The 17,272-nt window shown below is 72.7% G+C and carries 14 protein-coding genes and 1 pseudogene; 10 read left to right on the top strand and 5 right to left on the bottom strand.

All coding sequences use genetic code 11. From position 1 onward, the window contains the following. Window positions 1–41: 41 nt before the first annotated feature. Window positions 42–1,802 (top strand): malto-oligosyltrehalose trehalohydrolase, encoded by a 1,761-nt coding sequence (gene treZ / locus ACZOOI_RS05935; protein ID WP_465279765.1) that lies wholly within the window; start codon window positions 42–44, stop codon window positions 1,800–1,802. A gap of 103 nt (window positions 1,803–1,905) precedes the next feature. On the opposite strand, the gene ACZOOI_RS05940 is transcribed toward treZ, so the two are convergent. Both ACZOOI_RS05940 and zapE read right to left on the bottom strand, forming a co-directional pair. Beyond that, the gene (locus ACZOOI_RS05940; RefSeq protein WP_465281123.1) at window positions 1,906–2,793 is read right to left on the bottom strand and encodes a PPK2 family polyphosphate kinase; all 888 of its coding nucleotides are present in this window, start codon (window positions 2,791–2,793) and stop codon (window positions 1,906–1,908) included. A gap of 905 nt (window positions 2,794–3,698) precedes the next feature. Beyond that, window positions 3,699–4,745 (bottom strand): cell division protein ZapE, encoded by a 1,047-nt coding sequence (zapE, locus tag ACZOOI_RS05945; RefSeq protein WP_465279766.1) that lies wholly within the window; start codon window positions 4,743–4,745, stop codon window positions 3,699–3,701. Between the two features lie 31 nt (window positions 4,746–4,776). Between zapE and ACZOOI_RS05950 the strand changes: the two genes are divergently transcribed. The 6 genes and pseudogenes from ACZOOI_RS05950 (at window position 4,777) to ACZOOI_RS05975 (ending at window position 10,397) form a co-directional block, all read left to right on the top strand. Next, complete coding sequence (locus ACZOOI_RS05950) at window positions 4,777–5,517, top strand: pyrimidine reductase family protein (RefSeq protein WP_465279767.1); 741 nt, start codon at window positions 4,777–4,779, stop codon at window positions 5,515–5,517. A gap of 157 nt (window positions 5,518–5,674) precedes the next feature. Further along, window positions 5,675–6,151, top strand: coding sequence for a beta/alpha barrel domain-containing protein (locus tag ACZOOI_RS05955; RefSeq protein ID WP_465279768.1), 477 nt, complete (start codon window positions 5,675–5,677; stop codon window positions 6,149–6,151). 60 nt (window positions 6,152–6,211) lie between these two features. Then, a complete protein-coding gene (murC, locus tag ACZOOI_RS05960; protein ID WP_391584765.1) occupies window positions 6,212–7,636 on the top strand; it encodes a UDP-N-acetylmuramate--L-alanine ligase in 1,425 nt (474 codons plus the stop codon). 85 nt (window positions 7,637–7,721) lie between these two features. After that, complete coding sequence (gene msrB / locus ACZOOI_RS05965; protein ID WP_465279769.1) at window positions 7,722–8,132, top strand: peptide-methionine (R)-S-oxide reductase MsrB; 411 nt, start codon at window positions 7,722–7,724, stop codon at window positions 8,130–8,132. Window positions 8,133–8,216: 84 nt separating this feature from the next. Next, a complete protein-coding gene (locus tag ACZOOI_RS05970) occupies window positions 8,217–9,098 on the top strand; it encodes a TIGR04222 domain-containing membrane protein (protein ID WP_465279770.1) in 882 nt (293 codons plus the stop codon). Between the two features lie 94 nt (window positions 9,099–9,192). Beyond that, a pseudogene (locus ACZOOI_RS05975) lies at window positions 9,193–10,397 on the top strand (MbnB/TglH/ChrH family RiPP precursor modification enzyme). Window positions 10,398–10,940: 543 nt separating this feature from the next. Here the strand turns inward: ACZOOI_RS05975 and hemQ are convergent. Together hemQ and hemG are read right to left on the bottom strand one after the other, a co-directional pair. Then, entirely contained in the window at window positions 10,941–11,738 is a 798-nt protein-coding gene (gene hemQ / locus ACZOOI_RS05980) for a hydrogen peroxide-dependent heme synthase (RefSeq protein WP_465279771.1), read from the bottom strand. Between the two features lie 30 nt (window positions 11,739–11,768). Next, a complete protein-coding gene (gene hemG / locus ACZOOI_RS05985; protein ID WP_465279772.1) occupies window positions 11,769–13,205 on the bottom strand; it encodes a protoporphyrinogen oxidase in 1,437 nt (478 codons plus the stop codon). A gap of 102 nt (window positions 13,206–13,307) precedes the next feature. Between hemG and ACZOOI_RS05990 the strand changes: the two genes are divergently transcribed. Then, on the top strand, window positions 13,308–14,354 hold the full coding sequence (locus tag ACZOOI_RS05990) for a DUF4349 domain-containing protein (protein WP_465279773.1): 1,047 nt from the start codon (window positions 13,308–13,310) through the stop codon (window positions 14,352–14,354). 61 nt (window positions 14,355–14,415) lie between these two features. Here ACZOOI_RS05990 and hemE read toward each other — a convergent pair whose 3' ends face one another. Beyond that, entirely contained in the window at window positions 14,416–15,480 is a 1,065-nt protein-coding gene (gene hemE / locus ACZOOI_RS05995; RefSeq protein ID WP_465279774.1) for a uroporphyrinogen decarboxylase, read from the bottom strand. A gap of 93 nt (window positions 15,481–15,573) precedes the next feature. On the opposite strand from hemE, the gene ACZOOI_RS06000 reads away from it, so the two are divergent. Next, on the top strand, window positions 15,574–16,170 hold the full coding sequence (locus ACZOOI_RS06000) for a DUF3000 domain-containing protein (RefSeq protein WP_465279775.1): 597 nt from the start codon (window positions 15,574–15,576) through the stop codon (window positions 16,168–16,170). Window positions 16,171–16,349: 179 nt separating this feature from the next. Further along, window positions 16,350–17,018 carry a response regulator transcription factor gene (locus ACZOOI_RS06005; protein WP_078974877.1) on the top strand — a complete coding sequence of 223 codons (669 nt, stop codon included), beginning with the start codon at window positions 16,350–16,352 and terminating at the stop codon, window positions 17,016–17,018. Window positions 17,019–17,272: the final 254 nt, after the last annotated feature.

Raw genomic sequence — 17,272 nt, forward strand, 5'->3', positions numbered from 1 at the left:
CGCACCCGCTCCCGCACGTTCCCGGAAAGGACACAACCATCGTGGTCAGGTTCGAGGTCTGGGCTCCGAAAGCGTCGTCGCTGGACGTCATCGTCGACGGCCGACGCAAGCCGATGCGGGACGCGAACCGACCAGGGTGGTGGCAGGCGGACGTGCCGGCCGCGGTGCACGGGAGCGACTACGCGTTCGTGATCGACGGCAGCACACCGCTGCCCGACCCGCGCTCGCCGTGGCAGCCGCAGGGCCCGGACGGCCCGAGCCGGGTGGTGGACCACACCGCGTACGCGTGGGCCGACCGGGCCTGGACCGGCCGGCCGCTGCCCGGCGCGGTGGTCTACGAGTTGCACATCGGCACCTTCACCGTCGAGGGCACCTTCGCGGCGGCGATCGAGCGCTTGGACCACCTGGTCGACCTGGGCATCACGCACGTCGAGGTGATGCCGGTGTCCGCCTTCCCGGGCAGGCACGGGTGGGGCTACGACGGCGTGTGCCCGTGGGCGGTGCACGAGCCGTACGGCGGCCCGGAGGGCTTCAAGCGCTTCGTGGACGCGTGCCACGGGCGCGGTCTGGGCGTGATCCTGGACGTGGTGCACAACCACCTGGGCCCCTCCGGCAACCATCTCCCGCGGTTCGGGCCCTACTTCACCGACCGCTACAAGACGCCGTGGGGTTCGGCGGTCAACCTGGACGGGCCCGGCTCCGACGAGGTCCGTGCCTACCTGGTCGGCAGCGCGCTGATGTGGCTGCGCGACTACCACGTGGACGGGCTGCGGCTGGACGCGGTGCACGCGCTCGCCGACAACCGCGCGGTGCCCTTTCTCGAAGAGTTGTCCGAGGCGGTGGACAAGCTCGCCGCATCCAGCGGCCGGCCACTGTTCCTGATCGCCGAGTCGGACCTGAACGACCCCCGCGTGGTCACCCCGCGCGAAAGCGGCGGAATGGGCGTCCAGGCCCAGTGGAGCGACGACTTCCACCACGCGCTGCACTCGCTGCTCACCGGGGAACGACAGGGCTACTACGGCGACTTCGGGTCGATGGGCACCCTCGCCAAGACGCTCACCCGGGTCTGGCTGCACGACGGCACGTGGTCCTCGTTCCGCGAGCGCACCCACGGACGCCCGGTGCCCGTCTCACGCATGCCCGCGTACCGCTTCCTGGGCTACCTGCAAACCCACGACCAGGTCGGCAACCGGGCCACCGGCGACCGCATCTCGGCCGCCCTGCCACCGGCACTGCTGGCCGCGGGCGCGGCCCTGGTGCTCACCTCGCCGTTCACCCCGATGTTGTTCATGGGCGAGGAATGGGGCGCGTCCACGCCGTGGCAGTACTTCACCGACCACACCGACCCCGAACTGGCCGAGGCGGTACGCAACGGGCGCCGCGCCGAGTTCGCCTCGCACGGGTGGGACGTCGCGCAGATCCCGGATCCGCAGTCGCCGCAGACGGTGCGCGACTCGTGTCTGGACTGGGACGAACTCAAGGGCTCGCCGCACGCGGCGCTGCTGGCCTGGTACAAGCGGCTGATCGCGCTGCGTCGCGAATGGGAACATCTGACCGACCCGGACCTGACCCGGGTTCAGGTCAGCTTCGAGGAGACCGCCGGCTGGCTGATGGTGCACCGCGGCGCCTTCCGTACCGCGGTCAACCTGGCCGAGCAGCCCGCCACGCTGCCGATGGGCACCGGCGCGGCCGAGATCGTCGCGGCCTGGGACGACCGCGCGGAGATCCGCCGCGGCCTGGTCGGCACCACCCTGCGACTGCCCGCGACCTCGGTCGCGGTGGTCCGGGTGGGATCGCGCTGAGCCCGCCGCCCGGACCACGACTGCGGCATCGGGCGCCGGACGAGTCGATCCGACCCGTCCGGCGTTCGAGGACGGGCACGGCCCAAGGGCCGTGCCCGCGTGCTCACGACTCCAGCAGCCGCTTGCGCTCCGCCTCGACGTCGAACGTCCCCGCCGGGTATCGGGGGTCCAACTCGGTGAGGTATTCGAGCAACAGCCGGCTGATCGCCCAGTTGCGATACCACTTGCGATCCGCCGGCACCACGTGCCAGGGCGCCGCGTCGGTGTCGCACTTCTCCAATGCGGCCTCGTAGGCCGCCCGGTAGTCCGGCCACACCGAGCGCTCGTCGATGTCCGCCGGGTTGAACTTCCAGTGCTTGTCCGGGTTGTCCAGCCGCGCGAGCAGCCGCTCCTTCTGCTCCTCCGGGGAGATGTGCAGGAAGACCTTGACCACGCTCACCTCGTCCTTGGCCAGGCCCTGCTCGAAGCGGTTGATCCCGGCGTAGCGGCGCGACCACACCTGGCGCGGGACCAGATTGCGCACCCGCGCGATCAGCACGTCCTCGTAGTGCGAGCGATCGAACACGCCGATCAGACCGGGGCCCGGTACCTGATTGCGGATCCGCCACAGGAAGGGGTGCCCGAGCTCTTCCTCGGTCGGCGCCTTGAACGCGTGGATGTGGCAGCCGGACGGGTTGAACTGGCCGATCACGTGCTTGACGGTGCCGCCCTTGCCGGAGGTGTCCATGCCCTGGACCACCAGGAGCACCCGGCGGCGCGCACCGCCGGCCACGGCCTGCGCGTACAGCCTCTCCTGGAGTTCGGCCAACCGCGGCCCCATCGCCTCGATGTCGGCGAGCGCGTCCGCCTTGTCGCCGCGGAAGCCGGGTGTGGCCCGCGGGTCGATCGCGGTCAGGTCGACGGGGCCGCCAGCCAACCGCAGCGCGGCCCGAACGGAGGACTCGGCGGGCCCGGAGTGGTCGGGCGCATCGGCGCGCGGTTCGGCGACCACTCGAAGCCGGGGCGGCCCGGACCCGACCTCGGGCTCCGGCGCGGGCGCCACCTCGGATTCCGGCTCCGGCTCCGGATCGCTCACGGTGGCCGGCTCGCTTGCGGCCGACGGGTCGGTGCCGTCTTCGGCGACCATGTCGAGTTCGAGGACGGCGACGTCGACGGCTTCGACCTCGACCCCGACAGCCTCGACCCGGACAGCCTCGACCTCGACGGTTTCGAGACCGAGCGCTTCGCCTTCGACCGTCTCCAGGCCCAGCGCCTGCGCCGCGGCCCGCTCCGCCTCGGCCCGCTCGGATGCGGCCTTCAGCGCCTTGGCGGCCTTCTTGTCCGCCTTCCCGGCCGCCTTGACCTGCTCCGCGCGCAGCTCCCGCTCCGCCTTCAGCGCCTTCTCGGCCTTCTCGGCGCCCGTGGCAGCCTTCGCGGATTTCTCGGCCTTCTTGACGGCTTTCTCGGCCTTCTCTGCCTTCTCTGCCTTGGTGGCCTTCTCGGCCTTCTCGGCCTTCTCGGCCTTCTTGATCTTCTTGACCTTCGCGGCAGCCTTCTCGGCCTTGGAAACCTTCTCGGCCTTGGCAGCCTTCGCGGATTTCTCGGCCTTCCCAGCCTTGGCGGCGGCCTTCGCGCCGGCCGTCTCGGCCGATGCCTCGCCCAGGCCCGCCAGGGCTTGCCCCTTCGAGTCCCGGTCGGTCCTGCCTGCACTCCTGCGTTCGGCCTTCTTCGCCATACCGCTGCCTCCGCATCGTCGGGACCCGGGTCCGATGATGCCGCACCCGAACACCGGTCGCCCACGAACAACGTCCGCACGGCACACGGCCGATGCCGGCCGTACCACGCCCGGGGCGGGTCTTCGATCCCTCGCCCGAGCACCGCGACGCGGGACGGCAGGCCCGCCCCGGGCCGCCCCGGTCAGCGGGTGGGTACGTGCTCCGCGCCGTCGCGGGCCATCGCCACCAGCCGCGAGACCGCCCGCAGGTACTTCTTGCGGTAGCCGCCGGCCAGCATCTCCTCGGTGAACAACTCGTCGAAGGGCACACCCGAGGCCACGATCGGCAGCTCGCGGTCGTACATCCGGTCCGCGAGCACCACCAGGCGCAGCGCGGTCGCCTGGTCCTGGACCGGTCGCACCCCGTGCCAGAAGATCCCGGTGACACCGTCGAGCATGGCCCCGTACCGGCTGGGATGCACACTCGCCAGGTGCCCGAGCAGCTCGGCGAAGTCGTCCAGCGCGGCGCCCTCGGGCGCGGCCGCGGCGGCCTTGCCGACCACGTCGTCGGCGATCGGCGTGGGGGCCGCGGGCAGGCCCCGGTGCCGGTAGTCCTCGCCGTCGATGCGCAGCGCCTCGAAGCGTGCGGACAGCCCCTGTATCTCGCGCATGAAGTCCTGCGCGGCGAACCGGCCCTCGCCGAGCTTGTCGGGCAGCGTGTTCGAGGTCGCGGCCAGCTTGACGCCCGCGTCGGCGAGCTTGCCGAGCAGCGTGGACACCAGGACGGTGTCGCCCGGGTCGTCCAGCTCGAATTCGTCGATGCACAGGAGCCGGTGTCCGGACAGCGCCTCGACGGTCTGCCGAAAGCCCAGGGCGCCGACCAGGTTGGTCAGCTCGACGAACGTGCACAACGACTTGGGGCCGGGTGCGGCGTGCCACAGCGACGCGAGCAGGTGGGTCTTGCCGACGCCGTAGCCGCCGTCGAGGTAGATCCCGCTGGGGCCGGGCGCGCTCTCGCGGCGAAACCAGCGCCGCTTCCCGTTCCCGCCGTCCCCGTTCAGCTCGGCGGCGAACCGCTCCAGGCGCCGCACGGCCGCGGCCTGCCCGGGTTGGTTCGGATCGGGGATGTAGGTATCAAAGCGCACGTCGCCGAAGCGCGGCGGCGGAACCATCTCGGCGACGAGACGATCGGCGGGGACGCTGGGCTGACGCCGGGTGAGTGACACGACGTGGGCTACGGACACGATCATCAAGCCTACGACGCGTGCAAAACTCGGTCGCATGCGCCGTCTCCTTCCTGTGCCCAGCACCCCTGCCGAGCCCGACGTCGACCTCGTCGAGGCATACGCCTATCCGCCCGACCGCACCTGGCTGCGGGCGAACATGGTGGCGAGCCTGGACGGCGCCGCGCAGGCGCCCGACGGCCTGTCCGCGGGACTGTCCTCACCGGCCGACAAACGCATCTTCGGGGTGCTGCGCGGGCTGGCCGACGTCGTGCTGGTGGGCGCGGCCACGGTCCGCCAGGAGGGCTACCGGCCGCCGAAGCCCAAGGCGGCCTACGCCGCCGCCCGCGCCGCCGCCGGGCAGCCGCCGGCGCCGGTGATCGCGATCGTCTCGCGCAGCCTGGCCCTGGACTTCACCACGCCGCTGTTCACCGAGGCGATCACCCCGACCATCGTGATCACCTGCGAGGATGCCGCCCCACAGGGTCTGGCGGCGGCCCGCGAGTACGGCGACGTGATCGTCGCCGGGCGGGACCGGGTCGACTTCGCGAGCGCCCTGGACGCCCTCGCGGCCCGCGGGCTGACCCGGCAGCTGACCGAGGGCGGCCCGCACGTGCTGGCCCAGATCGCCGCGTGCGGCCGCCTGGACGAGCTGTGCCTGACGCTGAGCCCGCTGCTGACCGCCGGCCCCGCCGACCGGATCCTGGCCGGCCCCACCCTCTCGGACGCGGTGCCGATGCGCCCGGTGTCGCTGCTGGAGGAGGACGGCTCGCTGTTCACCCGCTACGTGCGCTCGTAGACACCGGCCGGGTGCGCTCGTGAGCCCCGCCCGGAGGGCTCGCGAGGTCCGGCCGATCCCGGTGCCGCGCCCGAGAGTGGGAGGGTGATCTCCCGGGCAGACGGGGCACAGACGCCCCGGCTCGGCGGTCGGACCAGGTGGATCAAGGGAGTGTTGCGTGTACACGATCGTGCTGCTCATCGAAAAGGTCCTGAACGAGGCGGACGTCAAGTTCGTCACGAGCCTGCACGAAGGCGTCGAGACGTCCTTCGTGGTGGTCCTGCCGGGCAAGGCCGACCATCGCAAGCTGCTCCAGGCGCTGGACGACGTGGCCCTGGTGCGTCTGGACGAGGCCGCCGAGGACATCGAGGACAAGCCCGGTCCGGACGACGGTGCGACCGCCGCCCGACGCACGCTGGACGCGAGCGTCGCGGCGCTGCGCGCGAGCGGCGCGAACGCCGTCGGCGAGACCACCCCCGGCCGCGACCCGCTGGACACGCTCAAGCAGATCGTCGAGCGGCACGACGCGGACGAGGTGATCGTGCTCACCGACCCGCACTTCATCGAAGAGGTCTTCCACCGCGACTGGGCCTCGCGGGCCCGACAGAACGTGGGTGTCCCGGTGCTCAAGCTCTTCGCACACGACGTGAGCTGACACAATCGCGGGAGCCCGCGCCGAACCGCCCGGGTCCCACGATTCGAAGGAGCCCGCGTCATGGCACCCCCCGCCGAGCCCGTCGACCTCGGCAGCCCGTTCTTCGTCGGCATCGGTGGCGCCGGCATGTCCGGGCTCGCCAAGATCCTCGCGATTCGCGGGGCCCGGGTCTCCGGCAGCGACGCCAAGGACTCCACGCAGGTGCTCGCGCTGCGCCAGCTCGGCTGCACGGTGCACGTGGGCCACGACGCGGCCAATGTGGCCGAGGACGTGTCCTGCGTGGTCGTGTCGTCCGCGATCCGCACCGACAACCCCGAGCTGGTGCGCGCCCGCGAGCGCGGCATCCCGATCGTGCACCGCGCGGACGCGCTGGCCCGGCTGATGGACGGGCGCCGCTCGGTGGCCGTCGCCGGCACCCACGGCAAGACCACCACGACCAGCATGCTCGCGGTCGGCCTGACCTCGCTGGGCCTGGACCCGTCGTTTGCGATCGGCGCCGACCTCAACGAGGCGGGCAGCAACGCGCACCACGGCTCGGGCGACATCTTCGTGGCCGAGGCGGACGAGAGCGACCGCAGCTTCCACAAGTACGCGCCCGAGGTCGCCGTCGTCCTCAACGTCGAGTTGGACCACCACGCCAACTACGGCTCGCTCGACGACGTGTTGGAAGCGTTCGAGATCTTCGCGGCCCGGATCACCCCGGGCGGCACCCTGGTGTTGTCCGCCGACGACTCCGGGGCGGGCACCCTGCGCGAGCGGCTCGCGGATTCGCTGCCGGAGCTGCGCGTGGTCACCGTCGGCGAGCACGAGGACGCGGACCTGCGCCTGGTCGAGATCGAGTCGCTCGGCCTGGGCAGCCGGGTCACGGTGCGTGGCAAGGCCACCGGCGGCGATCTGGTGTTCACCGTCGCGGTGCCCGGTCGGCACAACGCCTCCAACGCGGTGATGGCGCTCGCGGTCGGCCTCGCGCTGGGCGTCGAGGCGCAGCGGATGGCCGAGGGCCTGGGCAAGTACCAGGGGGTCCGCCGCCGGTTCCAGCTCAAGGGCGAGGAGAGCGGCATCCGGGTGATCGACTCGTACGCGCACCACCCCACCGAGATCACCGCCGACCTGGCCACCGCTCGCGGTGCGGTGGGCGCGGGCCGGGTGATCGCGGTGTACCAGCCGCACCTGTTCAGCCGCACCCAGCAGTTGGGGGTGGAGATGGGCCGCGCGCTGGCCGCCGCCGACATCGCGGTCGTGATGGACATCTACGCCGCTCGCGAGGACCCGCAGCCGGGCGTGACCAGCAACATCATCGCGCACGCCGCACTGGACAACGGCGGCCTGGTGCGCACCGAGCACAGCTGGTCCGACGTCGCCGGTTCGGTGGCCGCACTGGCCCGGCCCGGCGACCTGGTCCTGACCATGGGCGCGGGCGACGTCACCCTGCTCGGCCCGGAGATCCTGGACGCGATCCGCGACCGCGCCAACGCCCCGCGCTGAGCGCCGGTCGGCCCGGCCGACCACCCCGCGGTGCCGCGACGTCCCCAAGGGAACGTCGCGGCACCGTTGCGTGTTGGATGTGAACATGGCCTACGAAATCGAGAAGACCGACGACCAGTGGCGGGCCGAGTTGTCCCCCGAGGAGTTCCGGGTGCTGCGCCGGGCCGGCACCGAGCGCGCCTGGACGGGCGAGTACACCGAGACCAAGACGACCGGCGTCTACCGCTGTCGGGCGTGCAGCGCCGAGCTCTTCCGCTCCGACACCAAGTTCGACAGCCACTGCGGCTGGCCGTCCTTCTACGCACCGCTGGCCGAGGACCGGGTCGAGTACATCGAGGACTCGTCGATGGGGATGACCCGGGTCGAGGTGCGCTGCAAGACCTGCGGTTCGCACCTGGGTCACGTCTTCGAGGGCGAGGGCTACGGGACGCCGACCGACCAGCGCTACTGCATCAACTCCATCTCGCTGACCCTGGAACCCGACCCGCAGGGCTGACCGCAGCACCCGTCAAACCTGCTCTCCGGTGGTGCGGCAAACGTCACATCGGGTCACGGGGGCGGTGTTCGTCCGCTATGCCTGATGTCCATGAATCCGTGGCTGCCACCCCTCGCGTACTCGGTCTGGACGGCGCTCGTGCTCGGCGTCGCCATCGGGTCCGCCCGGCGTGGCGGCAGCCGGGCGGACCGGCTGGACCCGGCCGAACTGGGCCCGGCCGAGTACGCGTTCGTGTCCGGCGGCGCGGCGCGCGCGGCGGACGTGTGCATCCTGCGCCTGATCGGCACCGGTTGCCTGCACGTGAGCCGGGACGGCCAGGTGGTCGGCGCCCGCACACCCGAGCCGGGCGCGGCGGCGGACGTGCCGCTGCGGGTGCTCGACGAGGAGTACGGCGGGCTGCCGCTGCGCGACCTGCGCACCCGGGTGGCCGCGTCGCCGGAGATCCAGCAGATCGGCACGGCGCTGCTCGCGGCCGGTCTGCTCGCCCGTCCGGACGCGGGACCGCGCCGGGTGCCGCGCTGGGCGCTGTTCGCGACCATCCCGCTGGGCGTGGCCACCGCCGTGGCGGGCTTCGTGACCGCCGACGACAGGGCGGCGAGCGCGCTGCCGTGGGTGGGTCTGCTGCTCGCGGTGATCGGCATCCAGGCGTGTGTCGCGGGCCTGCTGCTGCTCGGCGTGTTCGGCGAGCGGGTGGTGCCGACCGCGCCGATGATGCGCCGGCTGATCCGGATGCGCCGCGACGAGGCGGCGGTGGCCGCGCTGGGCGCCGACGGGGTGGGCGCGGTCGCGCTGTGGGGCCTGGACCGCTTCCCCGACCCGGTGGTCAAGGAGATCTTCCGCCGCAACGCCCCCGCCCCGGGCGACCGCGACCCGCAGTCCCCGTGGTGCGGCAGCACGTCCTGCGCGTCGCCCCAGGGTGCCCGAGCGGGCTCCTGCGGCGGCACGGCGGACGGCTGCGGCGGGTAGGGCTCGGGCCGGTCCGGCACATCCTGGTGCGCGGCGGACGAACCGAGGGAACTCCGCCTGTTTCGGTGTGGGTCGGGGCCGCCATGCTTGGCACATGCGGACAGCGGTGGGAATCGGATGGCGGCCGGAGATCGACCTGACGATCGAGCGCCTGGCCGGCGTCGACTTCGTCGAGGTGATCGCCGAGAACGTGTGCGTCGAGCACCTGCCGGAGTCGTTGCGCGTGCTGCGCGCGCGGGGCGTGCAAGTGATCCCGCACGGCGTGGGCCTCGGGCTCGCGGGCGCGGACCGGCCCGACCCGGCGCGCTTGGCCCGGCTGGCGGAAGTGGCCGACGCACTGGGGTCGCCGCTGGTCAGCGAGCACCTCGCGTTCGTCCGGGCGGGCGGCATGGAGGCCGGCCACCTGCTGCCCGCGCCGATGACCCGGGACGCGCTCGAAGTGGTCGTGGAGAACGTACGGATCGCGCAGGAGTCGCTGCCGGTCCCGCTCGCCCTGGAGAACCCGGCGACGCTGTTGTCCTGGCCCGGCAACGAGATGAGCGAGGCGCGGTTCTTGACCGAGTTGGTGGAGCGCACCGGCGTCCGGCTGCTGATCGACGTGGCCAATCTGCACACCGAGCGGGTCAACCACGGCCTGGACCCGGCCGTCGCACTGGCCGAACTGCCCCTGGAGGCGGTCGAGTACGTGCACGTCGCCGGCGGCGTCGAGCGCGACGGCCTGTGGCACGACACGCACGCGCACCCGGTGACCGCGCCGATCCTGGAGGTGCTGGCGATGTTGTGCGCGCTGCGCCGCCCGCCGCGGGTGCTGCTGGAGCGCGACACCGACTTCCCGTCCGCCGGCGAGATGGCCGCCGAACTGGCCGCGATCCGCGCGGTGGTCACCCGCACGGCGGTGCGCTCGTGAGTGCGCGCGAGCGGCTGGCGCGGCAGCAGGGCGAGTTGCTCGCGGCGCTGGTGGCGGGCGGGCCGACGCCGCCCGGTTTCGATCCGGAGCGAGTGCGCGTCCAGGCTCGGGCGCTGGCCGCCAAGCGGCGCGACTCGGCGCTGCGCGCGGTGCCCGAGCTGGCGACGGCCCTGGGGCCGCGCTGGCCGGGCGAGTTCATGACGTGGGCCCTGGTGCACCCGAAGCCGGCGGACGGTGGCACCCGCGCGGACGTGCACGCCTTCGCGGCCCATCTGTGGGAGCGCGACGCGCTGCCGGCCGAGTTGGCCGAGGTCTTCATGCCGCGCGAGCCGTCTTGGTGGGGGCTGTTGCGGGCGCGGCTCGGGCGTCGCCCGTGGATGCGCGACCGGTAGGTACGGGCAGGGAATCACACACAGAGGGTGGGCGGCATGACCTGGTTCATGGTGGTTCCGTTGGTCATCGCGGGAGCGGGCGCGCTGGTGGGGAGCCTGAGCGTCCGATGGGCGGCCCGACGGCGGATGCGGCGCACGTTCGGCCGGCCGTACGCGCCAGGCGGGTGGCCGCCCGGCAGCCCGTCGTTCGGCCCCACCCCGGGCTCCGGCCCGCCTCCCGGCCAGTGGCTGCCGGGCACGCCCCCGTTCGACGGGTACAACCCGCACCACTCGCACGGGCACCACTCGCCCGGCCCCGACTGGCAGGGGCACCACTCGCACGGACAGCACGCCTCGTGCGGTGGCAACTCCTCGTGCGGCGGGGGCGGGGGCTCGTCCTGTTCGAGCGGCTCCTCATGTTCGAGCGGCTCGTCCTGTTCGAGCGGCTCCTCGTGTTCCAGCGGCTCGTCCTGTTCGAGCAGCTCGTCCTAGAAGGTACGGGCCCGGGTCCCGGCGTCCCGAGGCGGTCGGCCCGATCGTGGTCCGACCGCCTCGCGAGGGGACTCAGGCCAGGCCGGCCAGCAGCTCGCCGACCGGGCGCCGGCGACCGGTGTAGAACGGCACTTCCTCGCGCACGTGCCGGCGGGTCTCCGAGCCGCGCAGGTGCCGCATCAAATCGACGATGCGGTGCAGTTCGTCGGCCTCGAAGGCGAGGATCCACTCGTAGTCGCCGAGCGCGAACGAGGGCACCGTGTTCGCCCGCACGTCCGGGAAGCCGCGCGCCATCCTGCCGTGCTCGGCGAGCAGCCGCCGACGCTCGGCGTCGTCGAGCAGGTACCACTCGTACGAGCGCACGAAGGGGTAGACCGCGACGTAGTCGCGCGGGGTCTCCTCGGCCAGGAAGGCCGGGATGTGGCTCTTGTTGAACTCCGCCGGGCGATGCAGCGCCATGTTCGACCACACCGGCTTCAGCAGTCGGCCCAGGCCGGTGCGGCGGAAGCGGTTGTACGCCTCCTGGAGCGCGTCCGAGTCCTCGGCGTGCCACCAGATCATGATGTCCGCGTCGGCACGCAGCCCCGAGACGTCGTAGGTGCCGCGCACCACGACGTCCTCGTCCAGCAGTTGTTCGAACAACTGCTCGACCTCGCCCGCCAGGTCGGCCCGATCACCGGGCAGCGGTGCACGGAGCCGGAAGACCGACCACATCGTGTACCTGATCACCTGGTTGAGGTCGCGGGCCTTGGGGCGCGCCGGCGTGGGTCGGCCTTCGGTCCCCGGGACGTCCTCGTCGAGAGCGTTGTCGATCACGGCTGCTGCGGCGTCGACCGGATCCGGGGTGTTCTCCGCGGTGCTTTGCGTCATGGGTCGATTCTCCCTCTCCGGTGCCGGCCGTCAGCGCACGGGGCGGGCAAGCGGCTGCGCGAGCTGCGCCAACACGTCCGCCGCCGCGCTCGTCGCGCTCGCCACACACGCCGGGATGCCGACCCCCTCGTAGACCGCACCGCACACCGCCAGCCGGGGCAGCCGCTCGATCGCGTCGCGCACACAGGCGATCCGGCCCGGATGGCCGACCGCGTACTGCGGCAGCCCGCCACCCCAGCGGGTGACCCTCGTGTCGATCGGCTCGGCGCTCAACCCGATCGCGTCCCTCAGGTCGGCGAGCGAGTCGGCGACCAGGTCCGCGTCCTCGCGCTGCAACACCGCCTCCTCGCCGGCGCGCCCGAGCGAGGTGCGCAGCACGAACGTGTCCGGGTCGGCGTCGGCGAGCCAGCCCCACTTGTTGGACGCGAACGTGCTCGCCTTGATCCGCCGGCCGTCGATCGGCGGCACCAGGAACCCGCTGCCGGCGGGCACCCGTGCCAGGTCGGCGCGGCGGAACGCGAGGGTGACCAGGGCCATTCCCGCGTACTCGATCGAGGACAGTTCGACCGCGGCGACCGTGGAGTGCGGGCGCAGCAGCCGAGCCGCGGGCGCCGCCGGTACCGCAAGCACCACCGCGTCCGCCTCGATCGGGGACGGCGCGTTCGTCGGTCCGGTGACCAGCCGCCAACCGGTGGGCGTGCGCTCCAGCTCGCGCACCGTGCTCCGGGTCCTGATCTCGCCGCGTCCGGTCGCCACCACCGCGCCCGCGACGGCGAGCGGCAGCCGCCCGACTCCGCCGCGGATGCCCATGAACACCGGCCCGCTCGGTCGCTCGGCGGCCCCCTCCAGCAGCTCGCGCACGCCCGCAACCAGCGACCCGCCGGCGCGTGCGATCGGCAGCAGCTGCGGGACCGCCGCGGCGAGCGAGATGTCGTAGGCGTTGCCCGCGTACACCCCGCCCAGCAGTGGCTCGACCAGCCGGTCGACCACCTCGTGGCCGACCCGCTCGGCGACATAGCGGCCCACCGACACGTCGTCGGCGTAGGGGTGCGGCGCGAGCGCGTGGTCCAGCGGGATCCGGGCCAGGCCCGCCGCCGACAACACCCCGCTCGCCGCGAGCGGTTCCAGGTCGCCGGGCACGCCCATGACGTGGCCGCGCGGCATCGGCCGCAGCGCACCGCGGGTCCACAACGACGCGCTCGCGGTGGTCGGCGGCTGGAGGTCCGCGGCCAGGCCGACCTCGCGCGCGAGGTCGATCGACTCGCTGCGCCGGGCGAGCATCGACTCGGCGCCCTCGTCCACCGCGACGCCCGCGATCGTGCCGGCGTGCAGTTTGCCGCCGATCCGGGCGGAGCCTTCGAGCACCGTGACGGTCAGCCGCGGATCGCCGTCCCGGAGCAGGATCCAGGCGGCCGTGAGACCGGCGATTCCGCCGCCTACGACGACGACATGACGACCATCTTCCACCGGCGAACTGTCCACACCGCACCTTCTCACGAGCACCACCCGCGGATCGGAACCGGCCATGCGCCGGCGCCGTCCCATCGTCGACTTCGAGGGGGGAACGAGATGGGCGCACGACAGGCGAGACGACGTACGAGCCTGGCACTCGCGACCGCCGTGGCCGCGGTGCTCGCGGTGGGCGGGTGCAGCGGCGACGGCTCGGGCGACAAGGATCGCTCCGGATCCGGAGCGAAACCGGCGGCAGCGGCACCCGCGGCCCCTGCGACACCCGGCACCAAGACCGGCCCGAGCGCGGCCGTCGACCCGGCCGCCGGGCAGCGCAAAGTGGTGCTGACCGGCGAACTGCGTGTACGGGTGCCCGACCTCGACCGCGCCACCGGCGACGCCCAGGGCGTGGCCCGGGCACGCGGCGGCCTGGTCACCGACGAACGCACCACCCGCTCGAGCGAGCAGGAGGCGAACCGGACGGGCGCCGCGACCACCACGCTCACCCTCAAGGTCCCGCCGACCGAGTTCGACCGGGCGTTGGACGAGCTGAGCCGGATCGGCCGGGTGCTCAACCGGCAGCGCACCGCCAAGGACGTCACCGACGAGGTCGTGGACGTGGACAGCCGGATCGCGTCACAGCGCCGCAGTGTGGAGCGCACCCGGCAGCTGATGGACAAGGCCGCGACCATCGCCGACATCGTCACCCTGGAGAGCGAGCTGACCCGCCGCGAGGCGGACCTGGAGTCGCTGCTGAAGCGGCAACAGGCGCTCACCGCACAGACCGACCTGTCGACGATCACGATCACGATCACCACCGACCCCGAACGGACGGCGGACCGGCACAAGGACGACGACGGTTTCGCCGGCGCGATCGGCGACGCGTGGTCGGCGGGCTGGCACGGCCTCGCCGGCACCGGCCGGGTGATCGCGATCGTGCTGGCGGCAATCTTCCCGTTCGCGCTGATCCTGATCCTGGTCTGGCTGGTCGACCGCTTCACGGGCCGCCGACTGCGCCGATTGCGCCGCTCGCGCCCGACGCGCCGCACCCGACCGCCGGTACCGACCCGACTCGGCCCGACCGCACCGCACCCGCCGACCGGCGCCACCGAAACCTCGCCGCCGACCGGCACCACCTCGCCAGAGCCGCCGAGCCCGCGGCCGTAACCGGCCGCAAGCGCCGGCCGAGGCCACCCGCGGCCCGGCCGGCGCCCGACGCGGGGGGGCTCTATCGCGCGCTGACCTCGTGCACGTGCGCCACGATGCGGGTGAGCACCTCGGGGTCGGTGTTGGGCAGTACGCCGTGCCCGAGGTTGAAGATGTGCCCCTCGGCGGCGCGACCGGCGGCCAGCACCTCGTCGGTCTTGGCCCGGACCGCCTCCCACGGCGCGAACACCACGGCCGAGTCCAGGTTGCCCTGGAGCGCCTTGCCCGGCCCCACCCGGGTCGCCGCCACGTCCAGCGGAATCCGCCAGTCGACGCCGACCACGTCCGCGCCGGCCTCGCCGAACATGTGCAGCAGTTCCCCGGTGCCCACGCCGAAGTGGATCCGCGGCACGCCGTAGTGCTCGACCGAGGCCAACACCTTCGTACTGGCCGGCAGCACCGACGCCCGGTAGTCGGCGGCGGAGAGCGCGCCGGCCCACGAGTCGAACAGCTGGACCGCCGACGCGCCCGCCTCGATCTGCACCTTCAGGAACGCCGAGGTGATCTGCGCGAGCCGGTCCACCAGGTCCGCCCACAGCTGCGGGTCGCCGTACATCAGCGCCTTGGTGCGCTCGTGGTTCTTCGACGGGCCGCCCTCGACCAGGTAGCTCGCCAGGGTGAACGGCGCCCCCGCGAAGCCGATCAGCGGCGTGCCGCCGAGTTCGCGGACGAGGAGGCCGACCGCCTCGGTGATGTAGGGGACGTCCTCCGGCGTCAGATCGCGCAACTGTGCGAGATCGGCGCGCGAGCGGATCGGGTTCGCCACCACCGGGCCGACGCCGGGCTTGATGTCCAGGTCGATGCCGATCGCCTTGAGCGGGACGACGATGTCGCTGAAGAAGATCGCCGCATCCACGCCGTGCCGGCGCACGGGCTGGAGGGTGATCTCGGTGACCAGATCCGGCTGCATGCACGATTCGAGCATCGCGGTGCCCTCGCGCAGCTTGCGGTATTCGGGCAGCGAACGACCCGCCTGGCGCATGAACCACACCGGGGTGTGCGGTACGGGTTCACGTCGGCAGGCCCGCAGGAAGGCCGAGTCTCGGACGGTGGCGTGCGGCAGGCTCGTTTCGGTCACATCCGCCATGGTCCCAGACGCACCCGGACGGCCCAGACCGAGCACCCCCGTCCGGCGCGTCGCCCAGGCCTGGCGACCCCGGCGCGGCCTAGGCTGCCAGGCATGGCAGCAGTCGGCGAGACCGAGGAGCCCGAGGAGTTCCGGCAGGCGCTGGCCGGATGGCGGGCCGCGACCCTGCGCCCGGAGATCGTGCTGGAGGAGATGTCCCGACCGCGCGGCCTGGCCCCCTTCTCGGCGGCGTTCGCGGCCGAGGTGGCCCTGGGCGAGGACGAGGACGAACTGGCGAGCGGCCGGATCGTGCTGCTGCACGACCCGGCGGGCCACGAGGCCTGGGAGGGGACGTTTCGCGTGGTGACCATGACGCGCGCCGAACTCGAACCCGAACTGGCGATGGACCCGCTGCTGCCCGAGGTCGGCTGGACCTGGCTGACCGAGTCGCTGCACGCGGTCGGCGCCGCCTATCGGGCGCCCAGCGGCACCGTCAGTCGCAGTACCTCGCAGGGCTTCGGCGGACTCTCCGGGCAGATCGCCCGGACCGAGATCGAGGTCCGGGCATCGTGGACGCCGGCCGACGACCAGTTGCTCCCGCATCTGCTGGCGTGGACCGAACTCATGTGCACATGTGCGGGTTTGCCGCCGGTGGTTTCCGGCGAAGGGGTCGTCGCCATACCGCGTCGGCCCTCGCGACCCGGCTCCTGACACGCCGGGTCGGCGCTACGAGACGTCGCGGTCACACACCCGGGTCAAACTCGCATAACGGATTTGGATCTTCCTCTAAAGGCCGGCGCCATATGTGCCGAAGGACAGGGTGACCACCCCGAAGGAGTAGCTGGTCGGGCCGCTTCTTCGGGAATCGCGATCACTGCGCAGGAGGCCCGGTGTCGGTACTTCTCGATCACCCTGCAAACCTGCTTGCCTACCGTCCTTCCAAGCCCACGGCAATGGTTGTCGTCGCGGACCCCCGGGTTCGCGACGCGGTCATCCGCCACCTGTGGGCCCTCGGTGTGCGCGACGTCGTCGGGGCGTCGACCATCGCCGAGGCTCGATCCCGTGCCGGCACGCCGCGCGACCTCTGTGTCGCCGACGTGCACCTGCCGGACGGCTCCGGACTCACGCTTCTCACCGAGATGCGCGCGTCCGGTTGGCCGAACGGCTTGGCACTCTCCGCAGCCGACGACATCGGTGCCGTTCGTTCCGCGCTTGCCGCGGGCGTTCGAGGCTATGTCGTGACCGGCGCGCGAGCGGGACTGAACCCTGGACACGCACGGCAAGCGGGAATGCACCACGGGATGCCCCAGGCAAACCGCATGCGTCCGTCGGAACAGCGCGGGACGGAGCCCGGCTCCGGCGTCCGGGAGCTTTCGGCGCGCGAGATCGAGGTCCTGCGCCTCGTCGCGGAGGGCCGGTCCAACAAGGCGATCGGCCAGGCGATGGGCCTGTCGGCGCTGACGGTCAAGAGCCATCTCGCCCGCATCGCCCGCAAGATGGGCACGGGCGACCGTGCCGGCATGGTGGCCCTCGCATTGCGGGCGGGCATCATCAGCTGACGCAGGTCGGCTGGGCATCAGGACACCTCATCAGGTAGAGCCGAATCCCGGCGGGTGGACCCACCCGCCGGGATTCGGCATGTCGGGACCCGGTTCGGCGCGGGGCGGGTCCGCAGCGGAGCGAGTCGGCACGGGACCGGGGTAGCCGATGTCGGGTCGGCCATGTCGCTCCGCTCGGCCTCGGGCGCCTGGGCACGGGAACGCTCGGCGTCGGTCCACCGCGCATCGGGTCGCCCGACATCGGACCGTTCGGC

The organism is Embleya sp. L77 (assembly GCF_055557415.1).

What these genes read in the sequence shown, in the direction of transcription:
- zapE (WP_465279766.1), bottom strand. Translation starts at nt 4,745, where the DNA reads ATGATCGTGTCCGTAGCCCACGTCGTGTCACTCACCCGGCGTCAGCCC.
- ACZOOI_RS05950 (WP_465279767.1), top strand. Translation starts at nt 4,777, where the DNA reads ATGCGCCGTCTCCTTCCTGTGCCCAGCACCCCTGCCGAGCCCGACGTC.
- hemE (WP_465279774.1), bottom strand. Translation starts at nt 15,480, where the DNA reads ATGGCGGATGTGACCGAAACGAGCCTGCCGCACGCCACCGTCCGAGAC.
- ACZOOI_RS05970 (WP_465279770.1), top strand. Translation starts at nt 8,217, where the DNA reads ATGTCCATGAATCCGTGGCTGCCACCCCTCGCGTACTCGGTCTGGACG.
- msrB (WP_465279769.1), top strand. Translation starts at nt 7,722, where the DNA reads ATGGCCTACGAAATCGAGAAGACCGACGACCAGTGGCGGGCCGAGTTG.
- murC (WP_391584765.1), top strand. Translation starts at nt 6,212, where the DNA reads ATGGCACCCCCCGCCGAGCCCGTCGACCTCGGCAGCCCGTTCTTCGTC.
- hemQ (WP_465279771.1), bottom strand. Translation starts at nt 11,738, where the DNA reads ATGACGCAAAGCACCGCGGAGAACACCCCGGATCCGGTCGACGCCGCA.
- ACZOOI_RS05990 (WP_465279773.1), top strand. Translation starts at nt 13,308, where the DNA reads ATGGGCGCACGACAGGCGAGACGACGTACGAGCCTGGCACTCGCGACC.
- ACZOOI_RS06000 (WP_465279775.1), top strand. Translation starts at nt 15,574, where the DNA reads ATGGCAGCAGTCGGCGAGACCGAGGAGCCCGAGGAGTTCCGGCAGGCG.